Origin of the sequence: Polaribacter butkevichii (assembly GCF_038024105.1) — a bacterium.
GTDB lineage: Bacteria > Bacteroidota > Bacteroidia > Flavobacteriales > Flavobacteriaceae > Polaribacter > Polaribacter butkevichii.
In genome coordinates, this window is record NZ_CP150661.1 from 1308978 (window position 1) to 1332046 (window position 23069).

Sequence of the window (23069 nt, forward strand, 5' to 3'; positions counted from 1 at the left end):
CGTAAATGGAAAAAAAACTACTTCAATTACTTTTATTTTTTTTATCATTTACTGCTTTTTCTCAAGAAGATAAAACATTAATTTCGGGTAGAGTTATAGACTCTATTGGTATTGTTAAAAATGCAAATATTATCAACCTAAAAACAAAACAAGGTACTTTTTCTTTTGATGATGGCCGTTTTCAAATCTATGTTTCAGAAGGCGATTCTATACAAATTTCAAACATACAATACAGCACCAAAACAATCATAATTAACAAAAAAACAATCATAAATAAAGCGTTAATTGTTCCTTTAAAACAAAGTACTTATGTTTTAGATGAATTCGAATTAAAACGAAACCACTTAATTGGGCAGTTAGCTGTTGATATTAAATCCGTACCGAAAAACGAAAAAATTGCGTTATTAAAAAGTAATATGGATTTTTCTAATGTAGATTTCTCTTTAAAAGATCATAGAATTGATGCTAATAATAGAGCAAGTTCTAAAGTAGTAAACACGGTTGCTAATTCGTATTCTGGACTTAATGTAGGCGGAATTATAGGTGGTTTATTTTCTTCTAAAAAGTTTGAAAAAGCACAATCTAGAGATAAAGAATTTGATCGTAAAAAAGTATTTAAAAATAAAATATTGGTGGAATTTGGTGACCATTTTTTCTTTAATAAATTAAAAATTCCTAAAGAAAAATACTTTCATTTTATAGAATATTGTTTACCTTTTGGTATTGAAAAAATGTATGCCGAAAATAGACTTTTAAAGATTATAGAAATATTTCAACAAGAAAGCGCATCTTACTTAGAAACTTTAAACGAAGAATAAACCTATCTGACATGGTAAAAAAACTACTTACAATTTTCGTGTTTTTTGTAACGTTTACTACTTTATCACAAGAAACAAAAATATTACTATCTGGTAAAGTTATAGATTCTTTGGGCATTGTTAAAAATGCAAATATCATTAACAGACAAACAAACCAAGGTACTTTTTCTTCGGATGATGGCCGATTTAGAATTTTTGTTTCAGAAGGAGATTCTTTACAAATTTCAACAGTACAACACATTACCAAAAAAATAAGGATTACCAAAACAATTAAAGATTTAAAATCGATAACTGTTACACTTAAACAAAACACTTATGTTTTAGATGCATTCGATTTAAAACGAAATGATTTAATGGGCAGATTAACTGCAGATTTAAAAGGAGTTCCTAGAAGTAGAAAAGACTCTTTATTAAGCAAGGTTTTAGATTTTTCTAACATCAATTTTAAACAAAAAGATCCTACAATTGATGCCGTTGTAAAAGCAAAACCACCTATTGTAAACACCGTACCCAATTCCTTTGGAGGCGCAGGAGCTGGTGCTAAAATTCCTTTTCGTGATTCTGAACGTTTATGGGCATTGCGTAAAAAATTAGAACGTAAAAAACAATTTCCGTATAAAATAATGTCAGAATTAGGTGAAAAATTCTTTTTCGAAAAATTAAAAATCCCAGTAGATCATTACTTCCATTTTTTAGAATACTGTAATCCTTTGGGTGTAGAAGAATTACATAAAGAAAATAAGATATTAGAACTTATAAAAATCTTTCAGAAAGAAAGTGTTCCTTATTTAAAAATCATAAAAAAAGAGTAATTTGGCGCAATAATTGTTTTATCATCCTCATGAATACTAAAAAAACTATTTTACTTTTATTTATAATTCCCCTTCTCTCCTTCTCTGCTCACAAGTACTATTTGAGCTTAACACAAATAGAATATAGAAGCGAATTACATACAGTACAAATAACAATAAATGTTTTTATTGATGATATAGAAAAAGCCTTAAACAAAGATTACAATATCGATTTACAATTAGATACCAAAAAAGAATTAAAAGATAATGATGTTTATTTTAAGAAATATCTAAATCAAAAATTACATTTAAAAATTGATGACGTTTCTAAAACCTTTAATTACATTGGTAAAGAGTACGATGGTGATTTAGTTTATTTCTATCTAGAAATAGAAGATGTTACTGGAGTAAATACCATAGAAATTTCAAATAAAATACTTACAACACATTTTCCTCAACAACAAAATTTAATAAAGTCTAAAGTGGGTAAAAAACACAAAAGTATTTTGTTAAATGCTAAAAATGATAAAGGTTTGTTAAAATTTTAACTCTTTTTAACTTTTTTAACTACTTATCCTTAATTTGTACGCAAATTCAACTTAGGTACAAATGAAAAAAATTACATTACTCTTACTCGCTGTATTTTTTATTGGGACAGCTACGTATGCCCAAGAACAAAATATTACAAAACAGGGGCACACAAATCAAAACAAATTTAAACAACTTAAAGACGAACTAGCTACCCCAAATAGCCAAAGAACAGCTTCTGGTGCTCCAGGTGTAAATTACACGCAGCAAAAGGTGGATTATGTAATGGATATTGTTTTAGATGATGAAAATCAAAAAATAACAGGTAAAGAAACCATTACCTATCATAACAACTCTAAAGATGATTTATCATATTTATGGGTACAATTAGACCAAAATATGAGGGCTAAAGATTCTAAAACGCCAGATATTCAACCTAATAAAATTGCTAAAAGCATTAGTAAAACCCAGTTTGAGAGTACTTATGATTCTGAACCTTTTGATGGTGGTTTTAAAATTACAAGTGTAACAAACACAAACGGTAGCAACTTATCTCATACCATTAACCAAACAATGATGCGTATTAACTTACCAAAACCTTTGGCTTCTGGAGAAACTTTTTCTTTTAAAATAAATTGGTGGTACAATATTAATAACCACAGAACACAAGGTGGTCGTTCTGGATTTGAACATTTTACAGAAAATGACAATAACAATTATGTAATTGCACAGTTTTATCCAAGATTGTGTGTCTATGATAATGTAGAAGGATGGCAAAACGGTCAGTTTTGGGGAAGAAGCGAATTTGCTTTAGAATTTGGAGATTTTACGGTAAATATTACAACTCCCAAAGACCACATGTTAGGTGCAACGGGAGTTTTACAAAACGAAAATGATGTTTTTTCAAAAACAGAATTAAAAAGATTAGCAAAAGCTAGAAAAACTTTTGACAATCCTGTTGTTATTCGTACTCAAAAAGAAGCAACTAAAATTGAAAAAAGTAAATCTAAAGAAACTAAAACTTGGAAATTTATTGCTAAAAATGTACGTGATTATGCGTTTGCAACTTCAAGAAAGTTTATTTGGGATGCCATGGCAGTAGATATTAATGGTAAAACGGTAATGGCCTATTCTTTATATTCTAAAGAAGCAAATCCTTTATATGGGGAACACTCTACAAGAGCAGTTGCACAAACCTTAAAAACGTATTCTAAATATACGTTTGATTATCCGTATCATAAAGCAATTTCTGTAGACGGACAAATGGGAATGGAATACCCTCAAATTTGTTTCAATCCAGGAAGACCAGATGCAGACGGTACCTATTCTGATAGAGTAAAATACAGAATGATAAAAGTAACGATTCACGAAGTTGGTCATAACTTTTTTCCGATGATTGTAAATTCTGATGAAAGACAATGGACTTGGATGGACGAAGGTTTAAATTCTTATGTAGAAATGCAAGCAGAATTAGCGTATGATAAAGATTTCCCTATTACTAGAGGATATCCTAAAAATATTGTAAAATATATGGCAGGCGATCAATCTAAGATTGCTCCAATTATGTCTAAAGGAGATCATGTGTATGAATTTGGTAACAATGCGTACGGTAAACCTGCTACCGCCTTATGGATTTTAAGAGAAACAATTATGGGTAAAGAATTGTTTGACCATGCTTTTAGAACTTATGCACAACGTTGGATGTTTAAACACCCAACGCCTGCAGACTTTTTTAGAACAATGGAAGATGCCTCTGGTGTAGATTTAGATTGGTTTTGGAGGGGATGGTTTTACACTACAGATGTAACAGATATTGGTATTAAAGGTGTAAAAAAATACTACACAAAAGCAAATGGAGAAAACGTAGATTTTATAGAAGATACAACAGAAGGACTAGCATTTAGTAAAGCGAAAAGTAAAAAATCTAAATTCCACTACGAAATTACCTATAATAAACCAGGGGGATTAGTAATGCCAATTATTGTGCAATTTAGTTATACAGACGGTACAACAGAAAGAAAAGTATATCCTGCACAAATATGGAGATATAATGATCAAGAAATTACCAAAGTATTTTCTTCTAACAAAGAAGTTTCTAAAATTACTATAGATCCTAACCAAGAAACGGCAGATGTAGACCCATCTAACAATAGCTGGCCAAAAGAACAAAATAACAAGTTCGAAAAATTTAAAAGCAAAATAAAAGGATAACAAACGTTCTTTTATCAAAAAAAGCGATATCCTTAGGTATCGCTTTTTTTGATAAAAATTTGTTAATTTTTTAACATTGAACCAACGTTTGTAGACTTATCACTAATTTTATCGATAATTAAACCCAAATTAAAACAAATGAAAAAACTCTCTTTATTCATGTTTTCTTTATTTTTTGTTGCAGCAGCTAGTTTTGCGCAAGAAAAAAAAGAAGAAAGTAAAGCTCCCCAAGGACACACAGACCAAAATAAGTTTAGACAACTAAAAGATGTTTTGGCAACTCCTAACGATCAACATACTGCTTCAGGTGCTCCTGGAAGCCAATATAGTCAACAAAAAGTTGATTATGTAATGGACATTCGTTTAGAAGAAAGTACCAACAAAATTTATGGAAGCGAAGAAATTACATATCACAACAACTCTAAAGATGCTTTAGAATATTTATGGGTTCAGTTAGATCAAAATATGAGAGCCGATGATTCTAAAACACCTTTAGCAAAATCTACAGGGGCTACTCCTTTTATTACTCCAGAGAACTTTAAAAAAGAGTATATGAAAGAAAGCAAAGGCTTTGGTTTTAACATCGAAAAAGTAGAAAGTAATGGTAAGCCATTATCACACTTTATCAATAGAACCATGATGCGTATTAATTTACCTAAACCCTTAGCTTCTGGAGATACTTTTAAATTTAGTATTCAATGGAATTATAAAATTAACGACATTAACAAAGATGGTGGTCGTTCTGGTTTAGAAACATTCCCTGACGGAAACAACAACTATACAATTGCTCAATTTTTTCCAAGATTAGCAGTATATAACAATGTAGAAGGATGGCAAAACATGCAATTCTGGGGACGTTCTGAATTTGCTTTAGAATTTGGAGATTACGAAGTTAACTTAACCGTACCTGCAGATCATATTGTAGATGCAACTGGTGTTTTACAAAACGAAAAAAATGTTTTAACAAAAACGCAACGTAATCGTTGGGAACAAGCAAGAAAATCTTACGACAAACCTGTAATAATTGTAACACAAGCAGAAGCTGAAAAAGCAGAAAAAGGACGTGCTACAAAAACTAAAACTTGGAAATTTAAAGCAGAAAAAGTAAGAGATTTTGCTTTTGCATCTTCTAGAAAATATATTTGGGATGCCATGGCAACCAAAATAAATGGTAAAACAGTAATGGCCGTTTCTTTATACCCTAAAGAAGGTAATCCGTTATGGGAAGAACACTCTACAAGAGCTGTGGCACATACTTTAATTGAGTACTCTAAATTAACATTCGATTATCCTTACCCTAAAGCTATTTCTGTACATTCTCAAAGACAAGGAATGGAATATCCTATGATTTGTTTCAACTTTGGGCGTCCAAACCCAGACGGAACCTATTCTGACAGAACTAAAAAAGGAATGTTAGGTGTAATTATACACGAAGTAGGACATAACTTTTTTCCGATGATTGTAAATTCTGATGAAAGACAATGGACTTGGATGGATGAAGGTTTAAATTCATTTGTAGAAATTTTAGCAGAATATAGTTATGATTATGATTTATTTGCAAATAACCCTGCAAAAGAAATTACAAGATATATGAGCGGAGACCAAAGTAACATCTCTCCTATTATGTCTCAAGGTGATTATGTAAAACAATTTGGACCTAATGCATACACCAAGCCTGCAGCAGGTTTATTTATATTGCGTAAAACAATTATGGGACCAGAGTTATTTGACCATGCATTTAGAACTTACGCTAAAAGATGGATGTTTAAACACCCTACTCCTGCAGATTTCTTTAGATCTATGGAAGATGCTTCTGCAATGGATTTAGATTGGTTTTGGAGAGGTTGGTTTTATACTACAGATGTAAATGACATAGGTATTAAAACAGTAAAACCATTATATTTAACAGATAAACCTAATGAAAGAGTTGCCAAGTTAAAAGAACAATACAAACAATATTTTGATGGCTTAGGTGAGTTAGTATATATTACTGATAAAAAAGAAGATGCCAACGCAAAAGCAATGGATGCCCATGCAGAAGGAAAAGAAATACCTGCTTATATGTATGCCGTAGAGTTTGAAAAACCAGGAGGTTTAATTATGCCACTAATTGTAGAGTTAACCTATGCTGATGGTACAAAAGAAAAACAGACATTTCCTGCTCAAATTTGGATGAAAAATGATACTTCTGTAAAAAGAGTATTTGCTTCATCACAAGAAATTAAAAGCATACAAGTAGATCCTGATTTTGAAACTGCTGATGTAGATACATCTAACAACAGTTGGCCAAAGAAAGAATCTAATGAGTTTGATAAATTTAAAAAAAGAGTAAAAGAATAATCTATAAATAGGTATCCTTTAATCTAAAAGCCTCACAAATATTTGTGAGGTTTTTTTTATCACTCGTAATTTATACAACTCTTTAAAAACAGCTGATTATCAACATCTAAAAACACTAAAATACGTTCAGAATAGAATCGTTTACTCTTATTAAAACCAACAAAAAATTACGCACAACAGAAAATGTACATTCATTTACTACTTTTCTAGAATTATAAAAATTTAATAGTAGACTACAAATAGAATTATGATTTCTTAGCTTTTTTTTGGCTTTAAATTAAGCTTTTATCTTATGATATATACCCTAAAAAAACTAACTTCGTAAGAGGGAAAGAACTTACTTTTAAAGAAATAAAATCCCTTATAAATTAAACAAAACAGTATGAAAATTGATAATATTTTAGAATCCATTGGTAATACACCTGTGGTAAGATTAGCTAAATTATTTCCAGATGCTAATGTTTGGATGAAACTTGAAAAAGCGAATCCTGGAGGAAGCATTAAAGATAGAATTGCACTTGCAATGATAGAAGATGCCGAAAAAAGAAACCTTATAAACAAAGATACAGAAATTATAGAACCAACTTCTGGTAACACAGGTATTGGTTTGGCAATGGTAGCTGCCATTAAAAATTACAAACTTACACTTGTAATGCCAGAATCTATGTCTCTAGAAAGACGTGCTTTAATGAAAGCCTACGGTGCGAACCTTGTATTAACTCCTAAAGAATTAGGTTTGGGTGGTACTATTGCAAAAGCAAAAGAAATGGTTGCCGATAATAAAAATTCGTGGATGCCTTCTCAATTTACAAACCCTGCAAACCCACAAATACATTATAATACAACAGCAATAGAGGTTGTTAACGACTTTCCGGAAGGATTAGATTATTTAATTACTGGTGTTGGTACAGGTGGACATATTACTGGTATGGCAGAAGTTTTAAAAGAAACATTTCCTACCATAAAAGTACTTGCCGTAGAACCAAAAGATTCTGCAATTATTTCTGGAGATAAACCAGGGCCACATGCTTTACAAGGTATCGGACCAGGTTTCTTTCCAGAAGTATTTAATTCAGATTTAATTGACGGTGCTATTAAAATTACCAAAGAAGAAGCTTTTACAGAAGTTAGAAATATAGCCAAAGCAGAAGGTATTTTAGTAGGTATTTCTACAGGTGCATCTTTAGCTGCCGTTAGAAAACAATTACAAACCTTAAAAGGAGAAGAAACAATACTAACTATGAATTATGATACTGGAGAACGTTACCTTTCTATAGAAGGTCTTTTAACAGAATAATACCTAAAAAGATATCATAAGTTAAAAAGAAAACCTCACAAATTAGTGAGGTTTTCTTTTTTAAAACCAATATTAAAAACCTTCTTTTTAGATTGAAAAAACTAACTTTGCCTCTCGGTATTCTGCTTTTTTTTAACAGTTACTTTAGATAAAACTACAGTTACCAACAATCATACAAAAACAAAATGAATAACGAAGAAAGCGCCATAAAGACAACTTACTTTAGCCTGATATCTAATTTTATTTTAGCAATAATAAAAGGTCTTGCGGGTTTTTTTGGTAATTCTTACGCGCTAATTGCAGATGCTATTGAATCTACCACAGATATTTTTGCTTCCTTTTTAGTTTTACTGGGTTTTAAATACGCAAAACGTCCTGCGGATGAAAACCATCCTTACGGACACGGAAAAATAGAGCCTTTAATTACCTTTGGTATTGTAGCTTTTTTGGTGGTTTCCGCTACTGTAATTGCCTACAAAAGTATTCTAAACATTCAGTCTCCTCAAAAAATTCCAAAAACATGGACTTTAATTGTATTAGCCGTAATAATAATTTGGAAAGAAATTTCATTTCAAATTGTAATCAAGAAAAGTAAACTAACTAATAGTACCTCACTTAAAGCAGATGCTTGGCACCATAGAAGTGATGCTATTACATCTGTGATGGCTTTTATTGGTATTTCTATAGCTATTATATTTGGCAAAGGGTTTGAAGCTGCTGATGATTGGGCAGCATTATTTGCGGCGGGTTTTATTTTATACAATAGTTACTTAATTTTAAGACCTGCTTTAGGTGAGGTAATGGATGAACAATTGTATGACGACCTTATTCTTGAAATTAGAAAAAAATCAATAGAAGTTCCAGGGATTTTAAACACAGAAAAATGTTTTATCAGAAAATCTGGAATGAAATTTCACGTAGATTTACATGCCATTGTAAACAGCGAGATTTCTGTAAAAGTAGGACATGACATTGCGCATCATTTAAAAGACTACTTACAAGCAGAAATACCCAATTTAGGACATATATTAATTCATATAGAACCTAACACAAAAAAAGGTTAGAAAAAAAGATCCCTGAGTATTTTAAATACACAGGGACATATAATATTAAAAGATTGATAAATTCTTTATTTGAAGAAAGAATCTACAAATTCGTATTTATTAAATACTTGTAAATCATCTATACCTTCTCCTACTCCAATATATTTTACAGGTATTTTAAATTGATCTGAAATACCAATTACAACTCCACCTTTTGCTGTGCCATCTAATTTGGTAACGGCTAAAGAACTAACTTCTGTTGCTAAGGTAAATTGTTTGGCTTGTTCAAAAGCATTTTGCCCCGTAGATCCATCTAAAACCAGCAAAACTTCATGAGGAGAATTGTCTACTACTTTTTGCATTACACGTTTAATCTTTGTCAACTCATTCATTAAATTGACTTTGTTATGTAAACGACCAGCAGTATCTATAATTACAACATCTGCATTTTGAGTAACGGCAGATTTTAAAGTATCAAATGCTACAGAAGCAGGATCTGACCCCATTTCTTGACGTACAATTGGTACATCTGTTCTGTCTGCCCAAACTTGTAATTGATCTATTGCAGCTGCTCTAAAAGTATCTGCGGCTCCTAAAACAACCTTTAAACCTTGTTTTTTAAACTGGCTTGCTAATTTACCAATAGTTGTTGTTTTACCAACTCCGTTTACACCAACAACCATTATTACATAAGGTTTTTTACCTTCTGGGATTGTAAATTCAGTTTCATTGCCAATATTTGTTTCAGACAAAAGACCCGCAATTTCTTCGCGAAGAATTCTGTTTAACTCATCTGTACCAACGTATTTATCTTTAGCAACTCTGGCTTCTATTCTATCTATAATTTTAAGAGTTGTGCTTACACCAACATCTGATGCTACTAAAATCTCTTCTAAATTATCTAAAACATCATCATCTACCTTAGATTTACCTGCAACTGCTTTTGTTAACTTGCCAAAAAAACTTTCTTTAGACTTTTCTAATCCTTTGTCTAAGGTTTCTTTTTTCTCTTTTGAAAATATTCTTTTAAAAAAACTCATTTTTATTTTTTATGCTATATGGCAATACGTTAAAAAACGTGCCATTTGTTAGGTTTGGTCAAATTGTCACCTAAAAGGCTGCGTTAGCGATTGAAATGGCATCCTTTTCTTAAAAAAAACAATTACTTGTTTTAGAGTAAAGGTTGATCATTAATAATAAAAACGTTTTGCGCTAGAACAGTATAAGAAAAGATATAATGTAAAGCGCGACCTTTAGGTAACGCCCAAAAATACGTAATTATTAGACACAAAAAAAAACTACTTTCTAATTATAGAAAGTAGTTTTGAATATTTTATGTAGTTAAACTTACTTTTTTGCTAAAAAGTCGTTTACTTTTTCTGGTGCTATGATCGTTTCTACAAATGTATAAGCTCCTGATTTTGGAGACTTTACCATCTTAATAGCTTTTGATAATCTTTTTGAAGATGTCTGTAACGATGCTACTGTTTTTTTTGCCATTGTCTATTTTTTTTAATCTATGTGCTCTATTCTGAGTTCTAGACAGTTTAATTATTTAATTTCTTTGTGAACAGTCATTTTCTTTAAGATAGGATTGAATTTTTTAATTTCCATTCTATCTGGAGTGTTCTTTTTGTTCTTAGTTGTAATGTATCTAGAAGTACCTGCTAAACCTGTTGCTTTGTGCTCTGTACATTCTAAAATTACCTGAACTCTGTTTCCTTTTTTTGCCATCTGTATAAAATTTTAAATTGCTCGAGCGCTTATTTAGTTAAAAATCCGTTAGCTCTCGCTTCTTTTATAACTGTAGAAATTCCTTTCTTGTTAATATTTTTTAATGCAGAAGCAGATACTTTTAATGTTATCCATTTATCTTCTTCTGGGATATAAAAACGCTTGGTCATTAGATTAGCGTCAAACTTTCTCTTAGTTCTATTTAAAGCGTGAGATACATTGTTCCCAACCATTGCTTTTTTTCCTGTTAATTCACAAACTCTAGACATCTTTTCGACAGTATTTATAGTGTTATCTCTAAACGAGGTGCAAATATACAATTAATTATAAATGTGAACAAAACTATTTTTATTATTTTTTATATTTATTTCTAAAATGCCCAAAACCTATTAAAAACGAATGTTTTAAACAGCCTTTTACTAATTAATCTTTGCTACACTAATTCCTTATACACCATTTCTAGCGCTTTACTTACAGTTCTATTTATTACTTTTTCTCTTGGTTGCCCAAAATTAAATTCTTTTACAATTTCTTTTTCATCAGAAATAATAGCAATGTAAACGATTCCTACACTTTTGTCTGTGTTATCTGTAGTTGGTCCTGCATTACCTGTTACTGCAATGGCATAATTTGTTTGCAATTTAGCTTTAACTCCTCTGGCCATTTCTAAAGCAACTTCTTTACTTACTACTGTATATGTATTAATAGTAGCTGGTAAAACACCTAATAAATTTATTTTGGTATCTGCAGTATAGGTTATAAAACTACCTTTGTAATAGGCAGAAGAACCTGCAACTGACACTATATTTGCTGCAATCTGTCCGCCTGTTAAACTTTCTGCTGTGGCAATACTTTGGTTATTTTTTTGCAACAGCTCTCCTATTCTTTTTTCTAAAGAACTATCCTCGTCTAAACCTGTAATAATTTCTGGTATTAATTGATAAATGGCAGCTACTTTTTCATTTAACTCTTTTTCTAGAGTTTCTTTATTTTTGCCAATGGCAGATAAACGCAGTCGAACTTTACCAAATGATGGCAAATAGGCTAGTTTTATATACGTTGGTAAATTATTTTCAAAATCTTCAATTCTTTCTGCAATCATACTTTCTCCTAGTCCATACGTCATAATTGTTTTATGCATAATGAAATCTAGTTGAAATTGTTTTTGAATTCTTGGTAAAACTTGATTGGTAATTAAACCTTTCATTTCATACGGAACTCCTGGTAATGACACAAAGACAGTATCGTTTTCGTAAAACCACATACCTGGTGCTGTACCAAAACTATTTGTTAATAAAGTAGCTTTTGATGGCAGTTGTGCTTGGTATCTTTGAATTTCTTTAAATGGATGACCAATCTTTTGAAACATCTCTTTAATATGTGTTATTACTTCTGGATATTCTACAAGCTTGTCATCCTTAAAAAACTTTGCGATCGTTTTTTTAGTGATGTCATCTTTTGTAGGTCCTAAACCTCCTGTTAAAATAACAATATCTACTCTTTCTTGTGCTTCTTTTAAAGCATTTAAAATATGTTGCTCATCATCTTGAATAGAAGTTATCTGATACACAGAAACTCCGATTTTATTTAATTCCTGACCAATAAATTGCGAATTTGTATCTACAATTTGTCCGATAAGAATTTCATCTCCAATAGTTATAATTTCTGCTTTCATTGTCTGTTTTTAAACGCAAAGGTTGCAGAGTTTTTTGCAAAAATCTCAAAGAATTATTTCTTTGCGAACGTTGCTTATTCTTTGTGTACCTTGCGGTTTAACCTATTTTACTCTAATATTAAAAGCTTCTTTACCTTCAATTACTCCTTTTAAGTTATCGTTTTCTACAACCTTACCAACTCCAGCAGGTGTTCCTGTAAAAATGATATCTCCTTTTTTTAACGTGAAGTATTGAGAAACATAAGCAATTAATTCATCGGTTTTCCATAACATTGCATTGGTATTTCCATCCTGAACAATTTCATCATTTTTATATAATTGAAATTTTAAATTCTCTAATTCGAATTCTTCCTTCGGATAAAACTCTCCTACAACGGCACTTCCATCAAAAGCTTTTGCTTTTTCCCATGGCAAACCTTTTTCTTTGCATTGAGCTTGCACATCTCTTGCTGTAAAATCGATTCCTAAACCAATTTCATCATAATATTTATGAGCAAACTTTGCATCAATATGTTTACCTACTTTATTTATTTTCACTAAAACCTCAACTTCATAATGAACATCATCAGAAAAAGGTGGAATAAAAAATGGATTTTTTCTTGGTAAAATTGCCGAATCTGGCTTTAAAAAAACAACAGGATTTTCTGGTCTTTCGTTAGCCAATTCTTCGATGTGTTTTGCGTAATTGCGCCCAATACAAATTATTTTCATTTATATACGTTGAAAATTAAATGATTCAAAATTTATAATTAAAGTAGATTTTAATTCTAAACTGCCAACTGCAACTGAATTACTGCCTACTTTTTTTACTCTCCTGCTTCTGGAAAAACAATAGCTCTATTTCCTGAAACAATGATCTGATGATTTAAATGGTTTTTTACAGCTCTTGCCAAAACCAATTTTTCTATATCTGCACCAATTCTTTTTAAAGTTGTTGGTGTACTTTCGTGCGTTACAGGTTTTACATCTTGCTCTATAATGGGTCCTTCATCTAAATCTACCGTTGCATAATGTGCCGTTGCCCCTATTAACTTAACTCCTCTTTCATAGGCTTTTCTATAAGGATTTGCTCCTTGAAAAGCGGGTAAAAAAGAATGATGAATATTGATGATTTTTTCTGGATAATGATTGATAAAATCTGCAGATAAAATTTGCATATATCTTGCCATAATTATCAAATCTATATCGCTAGCATCTAACAATTCTTTAACCTGTGCTTCTTGTTCTAATTTGGTTTCTTTGGTAACTGGTAAATAATGAAAAGGAATATGAAACATGTTTGCAATGTATCTTAACTTATCATGATTACTAATAATCATTTTTACATTACAATCTAATCGTCCTTCTTTAGAACGTTCTAACAAATCATATAAATTATGACTTGTATGTGAAACCATAATGGCTACATTTTGTTTTTTATCATCGTAATTTACAGACCAATCTATATTTAAGGGAGTTGCCAATTCTAAAAAACTACTTTCTAATTCTTTTTTAGAAAGTGTTGTTCCGTCTGCATTTAAACGAATTCGCATAAAATAGGTGTTCTCAATAGCATTTACGTATTGCTGTGAGCTTACAATATTAAATCCTTTTTCATAGAAAAAACTGGTAATTTTGGCTACCAATCCTTTTTGATCTGGACATTTTATTAAAAAAGAAACTACTTTTGATTTCATTGTTTATTCAAAATTTAAATGTTCTCGATACAAATTTATTCATACTTCATAAATTCACTCGAACTGACAAACTGATACTGTTAACAGAATACTAAAACCTATGGTATCCATTTTTTAGGAAAGTTTGGTTTTCTTTTTTCTAGAAAAGCATCTCTTCCTTCTTTTGCTTCATCCGTCATATAAGCAAGTCTTGTTGCTTCACCTGCAAAAACTTGTTGCCCCACCATTCCATCGTCTGTTAAGTTCATAGCGAATTTTAACATTTTTATAGAAGTTGGAGATTTTTCTAAAATTTCTTGTGCCCATTCATATGCAGTAGATTCTAATTCGTCATGAGGAATAACAGCATTTACCATCCCCATTTCATACGCTTCTTGTGCTGAATAATTTCTTCCTAAGAAAAAGATCTCACGAGCTCTTTTTTGCCCCACCATTTTAGCCAAATATGCAGAACCATAACCCCCATCAAAAGACGTTACATCTGCATCTGTTTGTTTAAAAATAGCATGTTCTTTAGAGGCCAAAGTTAAATCGCAAACCACGTGTAAACTATGTCCGCCACCAACGGCCCATCCCGGAACCACTGCAATTACAGCTTTTGGCATAAACCTTATTAAACGTTGTACTTCTAAAATATTTAATCTGTGATAACCATCTTCACCAACATAACCTTGATGCCCACGTGCTTTTTGATCTCCGCCTGAACAGAACGAATAAACTCCGTCTTTTGTACTTGGTCCTTCTGCAGAAAGTAGCACAACACCAATATTTACATCTTCGCCAGCATCATAAAAAGCATCGTATAGTTCTTTAGTTGTTTTAGGCCTAAAAGCATTTCTAACATTAGGTCTATTAAATGCTATTCTAGCAACTCCATTACACTTTTTATAAGTAATGTCTTCGTATTCTTTAACAGTTTTCCACTCGGGTTGTATCATAATTTTGTATTTTGGACGTTCTTTTAGAAGAACAAAATAATTGGGTACAAAAATAAAAGATTCAAATTTATGATAAAGAAATCGTTCACACTAATATTTATGCTATTTTGCCTTAACGGGTTTGCTCAAAAAATTATAAAAAAAACAATTGTATCTGACTACGCAGATGACCGAAGAGAAATAAAAATCTATTTACCAGAAGGTTACAATGCTAAAGAAGAAAAAAACTACCCCTTAGCTATTGTTTTAGATAGTGAATTTTTGTTTGATACCTATGTTGGTAATTCTGTTTTATTTGCAGCAAAAGACAAAGCTCCAAAGCAAATTGTTGTAGGAATTGAAATGGCAAAAACTAGAAAAAAAGACACCTATTTTAATATTACAAACGGAGAACTAACTACAGATAATAAAAAGTTTTATCAATTTATAAAAGATGAAGTTATTTTAAACATAGAAAGTACTTACAAAACTTCTCCTTTTATTACACTTGTAGGCGAAGGTACTTCTGCAAACTTAGTTTCTTATTTTTTAGGAGAAGAAACTCCGTTTATCAATTCTTATATCTGTATAAACCCTACTTTCTCAAATTTTATTGGGCAACAATTAGAGTCATACAACCTACCTAGATATCAAAAAGAAGACAATACTTTTTACTTTTATATTAACAATGCTACCTCTTTTTCTACCGATAAACAGACACAAATAGGAGAACTACAAACTCTTTTAAACTCTGTAGAGTTAAAGAACTTTAATATTATAAATGACACTATACATACGTCTAGTAATATTTCTGCAATGAGCGAAGCAATTCCGAGAGCCTTAAACCAAGTGTTTCAGATATATTCTGCTATTTCTAAAGAAGAATTTAATGAAAATATAAAAGATTTATCGCCTGCAGACGCTATTGCATATTTAGAAAACAAATATGTAGAAATAGAATTTCTTTTTGGAAGCAGCTTAAACATTAGAGAAAATGATGTGTACGCGGTAGAAAAAATAGTTATGGAAAAAGAAAATGGAAACCAGTTACTTCCGTTTGGTAAAATGATTTTAAAACTTTTTCCCAACTCTCCTTTAGGCGACTATTATATTGGCAAGTATTACGAAAAAGGAAAACAAATCAGAAAAGCAATCTTACAATATAAAATAGGCTATGGTAAAATGGATCCTGCAGACCCAAATGCCGATAAATTTTATGACAATATTTTAAGATTGGGAGGTAGATAGGCTCGTTAGCAGTTAGCAGTTAGCAGTTAGCAGTTAGCAGTTAGCAAAAATAAAATTCTATTTCTAAAAAAATAATTAAAAAACAATTTTACTGCCTACTGCGAACTTACTACTGTATACTATTTACACCAACTCTATTCTATCTTCTTTAATTAAAATAAGTTTCTGTCTATATAAATTTCCAACTGCTTTTTTAAATGCTTTTTTACTCATTTTCATGTGAAAACGTATAGAATCTGGAGAACTTTTATCTGTTAATAACAAAAAACCTTCTCTACTTTCTTTTAACTTAGTAAGTACTTTTTCTACATCAGAATCAATTACGTTCCTAAAACCTTGTGGACGAAGCGAAACATCTATTTTCCCATCTTCACGAATTTGTTTTATATAACCAACAACTTCCATATTTTCTTCTAATTCCTGAAAAACTTCACTTCTAAAAAGCAAACCATCAAACTCTTCATTAATTAAAACCGTATATCCTAAACCTGTTTCGGTTTCAATGACTAAGTTTACCTTATCTCCTTCTTTTAAGTACATGTCTACCGCTTCCGAATTATTTTCGTCTTCTTGTAAATGCTCTTCTCCTTCGTATAAATCTTCTTGTGAATCCATTATTGTATATATTTAAAATATGCTTTTAAAATTAAATCATTTTCTTCACTTGGCGTAAAGATTTCTAATATTTTTGGTTTTTCTGATGTTTCATAAAAACCGTTTAATTGTGCTGCTACTGTTTCTATTGAATCTGCTTTTAAATAATCAAAATGATACATTTTACATAAATGCGCTGCAGTTAAAGAATGTGGAGTTTCAAAATATTTGGCAGCGTTTGTGGTTCCTGGTCCTGGAATAATTTTAAAGATTCCGCCACCAGAATTATTAATTAAAATAATTCTAAAGTTTTTAGGAATAGTAGCATTCCACAACGCATTACTGTCATAAAAAAAACTAATATCTCCTGTTATAAAAACAGTCTGGTTTTTAGCTGCAAAAGCTGCGCCAATAGCCGTACTTGTGCTACCATCAATTCCGCTTGTTCCTCTATTACAATAAACATTGTTTGTTTTATCTATAGAAAATAATTGCGCGTATCTAATAATAGAACTGTTGCTAATTTGCAACTGACTATTAGTAGGCACACTTTTTATAATTTGCTCAAAAACTTTAAAATCAGAATGTGTTGTTTTTGATAAATAGGCAGTATGTTTCTCGCGCTTCTCATCACGAAATTGCAACCATTTTTGCTGATAATTACTTTCTTTTTTTACAATTGTTCCATTAAATTTCGAAAAGAAATCTAACGGTTCTATTTGAATAAATTCTGATAAACAAAAAAACGTGTTCATTGCTTTCTTCTTATCAATATTCCAATGATGTTTTGGCTGATATTTTCTTAAAAATTGCTTTATCTTTTTAGAAACAATCATTCCTCCAAAAGTAATTAACACGTCTGGTTTTAAAGCCTCAAACTGCTCTTCATCTAAAGAAAAAATTAATTGATCTATAGAATCTATCGCCTTTTGTTGATGTAAATTAGACGTGGTTTCTGTTAAAATTAAAACAGAAGTATCATCAGCATAAAAATCCATTAATTGATGCAATGCTTCATCCGGATAATTAACGCCAACAAGAATCATTTTCTTTTCGGCTGCATTCCAAATTTTAGACAAAGCATCATAATCTGTATCGTCATTACGAGGAGTAAACGACGAAGTAATCTCATCAAAAGATTGCTTCACTTTGTTCGCAATGACCGTATCAATTGTAGAAACAGTTTCATACAAAGGCTCATCAAACGGAACATTTATATGCACAGGTCCTTTTTGCGAAACTGCTATTTGCAAAGCCTCACAAATCAGTTTTGAGTTCTCGACTGCGCTCGAACTGACAACTTCATCAATTAAATTGGTAGAAAACAACATATGGTTTTCAAAGACATTTTCTTGACGAATCGTTTGTCCGTCGCCAATATCTATTAAACGTTTTGGTCTGTCTGCAGAAATTACCACTAACGGAATGTTGCTATAAAAAGCTTCTGCAATTGCAGGATAATAATTTAACAAAGCAGAACCAGATGTACAAACAATTGCAACTGGTTTTTGCCTTTGTTGCGCAATACCCAAAGCAAAAAAAGCAGCACAACGCTCATCTACCACACTTAATGCTTCTATTTCTGGATGATTAGAAAAACCAACCGTTAACGGAGCATTACGTGAACCAGGAGAAATAACAACGGTATCAATATTAAATTGACTACATGCTGAAATTACAATTTGTGCGAGTTCTTTTTTTGGATACATTACTATAAATTACAAGGTGGCAAAGTTACAAAGTCCAAAAGTTATGGAAGACAAAAAAGCAGCAAACTTTTATTTATTACTTTAAAAGTTAACGATGCTTTAATTTTACTTATTTGCTATTGACTTCTAAATAAGCTTAGCCCTGATTGAAACGGCATCCTTTTTATAATCTTTTTAGAAAAGCGTCATTACGAGGAACGAAGTAATCTGTTTTTAATTAAGAGATTGCCACAGTTTACAAAAAAGTAAACTTCGCAATGACAGAAATAAAAAGATATAGTGAAAAGCAGGAAATAGCTTCTAATAATTACAACTAAAGTTATTGGTAAGCTACTAAGTTACAAAGTCAAAAAGTTAATGAAGCCAAAAAAGTCAGAAAGTAAAAAACATTTTTTCTACTTTCTGACTTTAATATCTAAAAACCAACTGCGTTGGTTAGTTTCCTTTTTTGTAATCTTCTAAAAACTTAGCCAAACCACTATCTGTTAAAGGGTGCTTTAACAAACCTTCAATAGCACTTAAAGGTCCAGTCATAACGTCAGATCCTAATTTTGCACAGTTAATAATGTGCATTGTATTACGTACAGAAGCTGCTAAAATTTGAGTTTCGAAACCGTAATTGTCATAGATTAAACGAATTTCTTTAATTAAATTCATTCCGTCTGTAGAAATATCGTCTAAACGACCAATAAATGGAGAAACATACGTTGCTCCTGCTTTAGCAGCCAATAAAGCCTGACCTGCAGAAAACACTAACGTTACGTTTGTTTTAATCCCTTTAGAAGAAAAATATTTACACGCCTTAACACCGTCTTTTATCATTGGTAATTTTACCACAATCTGAGGGTTTAAAGCAGCCAAAGCTTCACCTTCTTTTACCATTCCATCAAAATCTGTAGCAATTACTTCTGCAGAAACATCTCCTTCTACCAAGTTACAAATTTCTTTGTAATGATTAATAATGTTTGCTTCACCAGTAATTCCTTCTTTAGCCATTAAAGATGGGTTTGTAGTTACACCGTCTAAAATACCTAAAGCTTGCGCTTCTTTAATTTGCTCTAAATTTGCAGTATCAATAAAAAATTTCATTTGTATATATTTAGTTGTAATTGTTCTGTTTTATTTGGGCGTTCGAGCGGGCTTTTCGCTGCAATCTTTTTATTTTGTCTTTGCTCATAAATCTTTTTCTGCTTTATGCAGCATTCTTATAATTAATTAACAGATTGCTTCGTTCCTCGCAATGACGCTAATTAAAAAATAAAAAGGATTTCCACTTCAATCCCTAACGCAAAGATAGTTAGTTATAAATAATTTAAGAAGTTAAATAAAAATATTTTCAGTCCTAATAAGTTTTTAAAACATTGCTGTTCAGAATACTTTTTTGAGTATAATTTATTCTAAAAACCTTCTAAAGTTTGGCTAAAGCCACTATTCTACTTATTAAATGAACACAGGCTAAAGCCAGTGACAATTAAAAACCAGAACAAACTCTTTATTATTCAATTTTTAAATTGCCTATGGATTTATCCATAGGTAATTAAATTATTTCAACACAAGGGCTTTAGCCAAAATGCATTATTTGTTTTTTAAACACATATTTTTTTTAATAGAGCATGCTCCATTACTATAATTTATAATAATTCATTAAAATTTTCTCATACATTCTGTCTGGCAGAATTCGTTTTAAAACGATAGAAAATTTCTCCATAAAACCACCTACTTTATAATGAATCTTAGGTTTTTTAGTATTTATAATTTTAAAAACAGCCTTGGCCATTTCTATAGGATCCATTCCTCCACTTACGTGCGCATCCATTAAATTTAAGTTTGCCTGATAATTTTCTTTGTAAGCCGATTTTTCAAAAACGGGTGTGTGATATCTTCCTGCAGCAATATTGGTTGCAAAATCTCCAGGTGCCACACAAGCTACTTTAATTCCGAATGGTTTTACCTCCATACTCGTCGCTTCTGTTATAGTTTCTAAAGCTCCTTTTGTAGCAGAATATAATCCGCGGAAAGGCAACCCCATATAACCTGCAATAGAAGTTACATTTATAATAAGTCCCGCTTTTTGTTTACGCATTTGTGGTAAAGCAGCTTTCATAACATCTACAGCTCCAAAAAGGTTAGTATTAAAAACAGCGCGCATTTCATCAGTTGGTGTGTCTTCTATAGGTCCTGTAATTCCCATTCCTGCATTGTTTACCAATACATCTAAACGCCCTTCTTCTTGAATGATAAAATCGATTGCCGAATTAATGGTATCTACTTTTAAAACATCTAAAGCAATTAGATCAAAAGAAAAATTGGCTGTGTTTTTAGGGTTTCTGCTTGTTCCGTAAACTTTGTACCCTTTTTCAGATAAAAACGTAGCAATAGATTTTCCTATTCCAGATGACGCTCCTGTAATTAATACAACTTTAGACATATGATTATAAAAAGATTGAATTATTAAAAATTTGTAGAATACAAAACTAAATTTTTTGATAAAAATATTTAGAGGCTTGAATTCGGGTGCAAATATCTTAAAAGTAAATGAAGGAAACTAACAAGGAGAAAGTTAATACCGCTATAAAAAAGAAAAATTCTGAACCGATTCAGAATTTAAATTTAGTGCATAAAAAAAGGCAAGCTACCTACATCACACTGCTACAACCTAATACCTTTGCTGCGTTCCCGCCCTGGAGGATTCAAAGGGAGCTAGTTGTGTAGGACTTGCCGAGTGCAAATTTACAAGCTTTTTTTATTATGACAACAAAAAAAAGTGATATTTTTTTGTAACATTTTCAACACTCTGAATACTAATGTATTGTTATGGTAAGTTGCAATCTTTTTTAGGAAAGTAAAAACTATCAACAATGAAATGAATATATTTGTATAACTAAACTTAAAAAAAAATGGAAAATCAAGCAGATAGTAAAAGCATTATACTTAATTACGGACTATACCTAGGTGTAATAGGTATTATTGTTCACTTAATTCTTTTTGCAACAGGTAGCTTATTAGAATTTCAATGGATTAATAGCCTTGTTAGTTTTGTTGCAATGATTGCGCTTATTATAATAGGTATTAAAAAGTTTAGAGAAGCTAATGACGGCTTTATCTCTTGGGGACAAGGCGTTAAAATAGGGCTAGGAATTACTATGATTAGTGCCGTAATTGCTTTGGTGTATACATTTTTATTTATGAATTATATAGACCCTACTTTTCAGCAACAAGCCATGGAATTGCAACAACAAAAATGGTTAGATGCAGGTATGACAGAAGAACAAGTAGATAATGCAGTAGCCATGGCTCAAAAATTTCAGAGTCCTGGTATTTTAGCGGCTATTATTTTAGCTACATCTGCTTTCTTTGGTTTTATAATTTCTGCTATTGCTGCTGCAATCATGAAAAAATCTGAAGAAGAAACTTACTAAATATTAGTTAAAAAGCAGTAAAATTAAAAAGTTTTAACCAAGGCTTTATAACTTTACAACTTAGAATTTTAGAATATAAAAAACATGGATATTTCGGTAGTAATACCACTTCTTAACGAAGATGAATCTTTACAAGAATTATACGATTGGATTGCAAAAGTTATGCAATCCAATCGTTATTTTTATGAAGTTATTTTTATTGATGATGGTAGCACAGACAATTCTTGGAAAGTAATCGAAGAATTATCTGCTAAAAATGAAGCTGTAAAAGGAATTCGTTTTCAAAAAAACTACGGAAAATCCCAAGCTTTAGATGCTGGTTTCGAAATGGCAAAAGGAAACGTAGTTATTACTATGGATGCTGATTTACAAGACAACCCAGACGAAATTCCTGAATTGTATAATTTAATCGTTAAAGAAAATTTCGACCTTATTTCTGGATGGAAAAAAAAGCGTTATGACAACGTTCTCACTAAAAACATCCCTTCAAAATTATTTAATGCTGCCGCTAGAAAAACATCTGGTTTAAAACTAAACGATTTTAATTGTGGCTTAAAAGCTTACAAAAACGAAGTTATAAAAGCAGTAAAAGTAAGCGGAGAAATGCACCGATACATTCCTGTTTTAGCTAAAAACGAAGGGTATACTAAAATTGGCGAAAAAGTAGTACAACATCAAGCTAGAAAATACGGGGAAACCAAGTTTGGAATGGACCGTTTTGTAAATGGTTTTTTAGATTTAATTACCATTTCTTTTTTATCAAAATTTGGTAAAAGACCCATGCATATTTTTGGCCTTTGGGGAACTTTAATGTTTCTATTCGGAACAACTTCTGCATTTTATATTGGAGCCATAAAACTATACAAAGTATTTAATGGCATTAAAACAATACTGGTAACAGACAATCCTTGGTTTTATATTGCCTTAACTTCTATGATTTTAGGAACTTCTTTATTTTTGGCAGGATTTATTGGAGAACTCATTATAAAAACAAAAAGTAACGAAAAACACTATACGATTAAAGAAAAACTCAATTTCTAAATAGTATATTTGCACCTCAATTAAGTAA

22 protein-coding genes and 1 other RNA gene are annotated in these 23069 nt (G+C 31.1%); 10 read left to right on the forward strand and 13 right to left on the reverse strand.

Annotation, left to right across the window (positions count from 1 at the left end; translation table 11 throughout):
• Positions 1 to 5 precede the first annotated feature (5 nt).
• The 7 genes from WG951_RS05405 (at position 6) to WG951_RS05435 (ending at position 9049) form a co-directional block, all read left to right on the forward strand.
• A complete protein-coding gene (locus WG951_RS05405; protein WP_105049166.1) occupies positions 6 to 818 on the forward strand; it encodes a hypothetical protein in 813 nt (270 codons plus the stop codon).
• 11 nt (positions 819 to 829) lie between these two features.
• Positions 830 to 1630: a hypothetical protein gene (locus WG951_RS05410; protein WP_105049167.1), complete on the forward strand. Its 801-nt coding sequence runs from the start codon at positions 830 to 832 to the stop codon at positions 1628 to 1630.
• A gap of 29 nt (positions 1631 to 1659) precedes the next feature.
• On the forward strand, positions 1660 to 2157 hold the full coding sequence (locus tag WG951_RS05415) for a DUF6702 family protein (RefSeq protein WP_105049168.1): 498 nt from the start codon (positions 1660 to 1662) through the stop codon (positions 2155 to 2157).
• A 61-nt stretch (positions 2158 to 2218) separates the two neighbouring features.
• Positions 2219 to 4348, forward strand: a complete 2130-nt coding sequence (locus WG951_RS05420) for a M1 family metallopeptidase (protein ID WP_105049169.1) — start codon at positions 2219 to 2221, stop codon at positions 4346 to 4348.
• A gap of 138 nt (positions 4349 to 4486) precedes the next feature.
• On the forward strand, positions 4487 to 6688 hold the full coding sequence (locus WG951_RS05425; RefSeq protein ID WP_105049170.1) for a M1 family metallopeptidase: 2202 nt from the start codon (positions 4487 to 4489) through the stop codon (positions 6686 to 6688).
• Between the two features lie 382 nt (positions 6689 to 7070).
• Entirely contained in the window at positions 7071 to 7985 is a 915-nt protein-coding gene (cysK, locus tag WG951_RS05430) for a cysteine synthase A (RefSeq protein WP_105049171.1), read from the forward strand.
• A 185-nt stretch (positions 7986 to 8170) separates the two neighbouring features.
• Positions 8171 to 9049, forward strand: coding sequence for a cation diffusion facilitator family transporter (locus WG951_RS05435; protein ID WP_105049172.1), 879 nt, complete (start codon positions 8171 to 8173; stop codon positions 9047 to 9049).
• 65 nt (positions 9050 to 9114) lie between these two features.
• On the opposite strand, the gene ftsY is transcribed toward WG951_RS05435, so the two are convergent.
• From ftsY to WG951_RS05475, 8 genes are all read right to left on the reverse strand, one after another.
• On the reverse strand, positions 9115 to 10068 hold the full coding sequence (gene ftsY, locus WG951_RS05440) for a signal recognition particle-docking protein FtsY (protein ID WP_105049173.1): 954 nt from the start codon (positions 10066 to 10068) through the stop codon (positions 9115 to 9117).
• A gap of 307 nt (positions 10069 to 10375) precedes the next feature.
• Complete coding sequence (locus WG951_RS05445; protein ID WP_105049174.1) at positions 10376 to 10528, reverse strand: DUF4295 domain-containing protein; 153 nt, start codon at positions 10526 to 10528, stop codon at positions 10376 to 10378.
• A gap of 51 nt (positions 10529 to 10579) precedes the next feature.
• Positions 10580 to 10762, reverse strand: coding sequence for a 50S ribosomal protein L33 (gene rpmG / locus WG951_RS05450; protein WP_105049175.1), 183 nt, complete (start codon positions 10760 to 10762; stop codon positions 10580 to 10582).
• A gap of 29 nt (positions 10763 to 10791) precedes the next feature.
• Positions 10792 to 11031: a 50S ribosomal protein L28 gene (rpmB, locus tag WG951_RS05455; protein WP_105049176.1), complete on the reverse strand. Its 240-nt coding sequence runs from the start codon at positions 11029 to 11031 to the stop codon at positions 10792 to 10794.
• A 164-nt stretch (positions 11032 to 11195) separates the two neighbouring features.
• Positions 11196 to 12437 carry a competence/damage-inducible protein A gene (locus tag WG951_RS05460; protein ID WP_105049177.1) on the reverse strand — a complete coding sequence of 414 codons (1242 nt, stop codon included), beginning with the start codon at positions 12435 to 12437 and terminating at the stop codon, positions 11196 to 11198.
• Between the two features lie 102 nt (positions 12438 to 12539).
• Positions 12540 to 13148, reverse strand: a complete 609-nt coding sequence (locus WG951_RS05465; protein ID WP_105049178.1) for a fumarylacetoacetate hydrolase family protein — start codon at positions 13146 to 13148, stop codon at positions 12540 to 12542.
• Positions 13149 to 13243: 95 nt separating this feature from the next.
• Complete coding sequence (gene purU, locus WG951_RS05470) at positions 13244 to 14113, reverse strand: formyltetrahydrofolate deformylase (protein WP_105049179.1); 870 nt, start codon at positions 14111 to 14113, stop codon at positions 13244 to 13246.
• Positions 14114 to 14211: 98 nt separating this feature from the next.
• A complete protein-coding gene (locus WG951_RS05475) occupies positions 14212 to 15051 on the reverse strand; it encodes a 1,4-dihydroxy-2-naphthoyl-CoA synthase (protein WP_105049180.1) in 840 nt (279 codons plus the stop codon).
• Between the two features lie 99 nt (positions 15052 to 15150).
• On the opposite strand from WG951_RS05475, the gene WG951_RS05480 reads away from it, so the two are divergent.
• The gene (locus tag WG951_RS05480; protein ID WP_245893513.1) at positions 15151 to 16278 is read left to right on the forward strand and encodes an alpha/beta hydrolase-fold protein; all 1128 of its coding nucleotides are present in this window, start codon (positions 15151 to 15153) and stop codon (positions 16276 to 16278) included.
• 123 nt (positions 16279 to 16401) lie between these two features.
• Here the strand turns inward: WG951_RS05480 and WG951_RS05485 are convergent, their stop codons facing one another.
• The 5 genes from WG951_RS05485 to ffs all read right to left on the reverse strand — a co-directional run bounded on the left by WG951_RS05485 (position 16402) and on the right by ffs (position 21302).
• Positions 16402 to 16893 (reverse strand): DNA-binding protein, encoded by a 492-nt coding sequence (locus tag WG951_RS05485; protein ID WP_245893514.1) that lies wholly within the window; start codon positions 16891 to 16893, stop codon positions 16402 to 16404.
• Entirely contained in the window at positions 16893 to 18581 is a 1689-nt protein-coding gene (gene menD / locus WG951_RS05490; protein WP_105049182.1) for a 2-succinyl-5-enolpyruvyl-6-hydroxy-3-cyclohexene-1-carboxylic-acid synthase, read from the reverse strand. Before menD ends, WG951_RS05485 begins: the two co-directional genes overlap by 1 nt.
• A gap of 435 nt (positions 18582 to 19016) precedes the next feature.
• Complete coding sequence (gene fsa, locus WG951_RS05495) at positions 19017 to 19670, reverse strand: fructose-6-phosphate aldolase (RefSeq protein WP_105049183.1); 654 nt, start codon at positions 19668 to 19670, stop codon at positions 19017 to 19019.
• Between the two features lie 535 nt (positions 19671 to 20205).
• Positions 20206 to 21009 carry an SDR family oxidoreductase gene (locus WG951_RS05500; RefSeq protein WP_105049184.1) on the reverse strand — a complete coding sequence of 268 codons (804 nt, stop codon included), beginning with the start codon at positions 21007 to 21009 and terminating at the stop codon, positions 20206 to 20208.
• Between the two features lie 194 nt (positions 21010 to 21203).
• An RNA gene (gene ffs, locus WG951_RS05505) (signal recognition particle sRNA small type) lies at positions 21204 to 21302 on the reverse strand.
• A 176-nt stretch (positions 21303 to 21478) separates the two neighbouring features.
• On the opposite strand from ffs, the gene WG951_RS05510 reads away from it, so the two are divergent.
• Together WG951_RS05510 and WG951_RS05515 are read left to right on the forward strand one after the other, a co-directional pair.
• The gene (locus tag WG951_RS05510; protein WP_105049185.1) at positions 21479 to 22000 is read left to right on the forward strand and encodes a DUF4199 domain-containing protein; all 522 of its coding nucleotides are present in this window, start codon (positions 21479 to 21481) and stop codon (positions 21998 to 22000) included.
• A gap of 84 nt (positions 22001 to 22084) precedes the next feature.
• Positions 22085 to 23041 (forward strand): glycosyltransferase family 2 protein, encoded by a 957-nt coding sequence (locus tag WG951_RS05515; RefSeq protein ID WP_105049186.1) that lies wholly within the window; start codon positions 22085 to 22087, stop codon positions 23039 to 23041.
• The last annotated feature ends 28 nt before the right edge of the window (positions 23042 to 23069 follow it).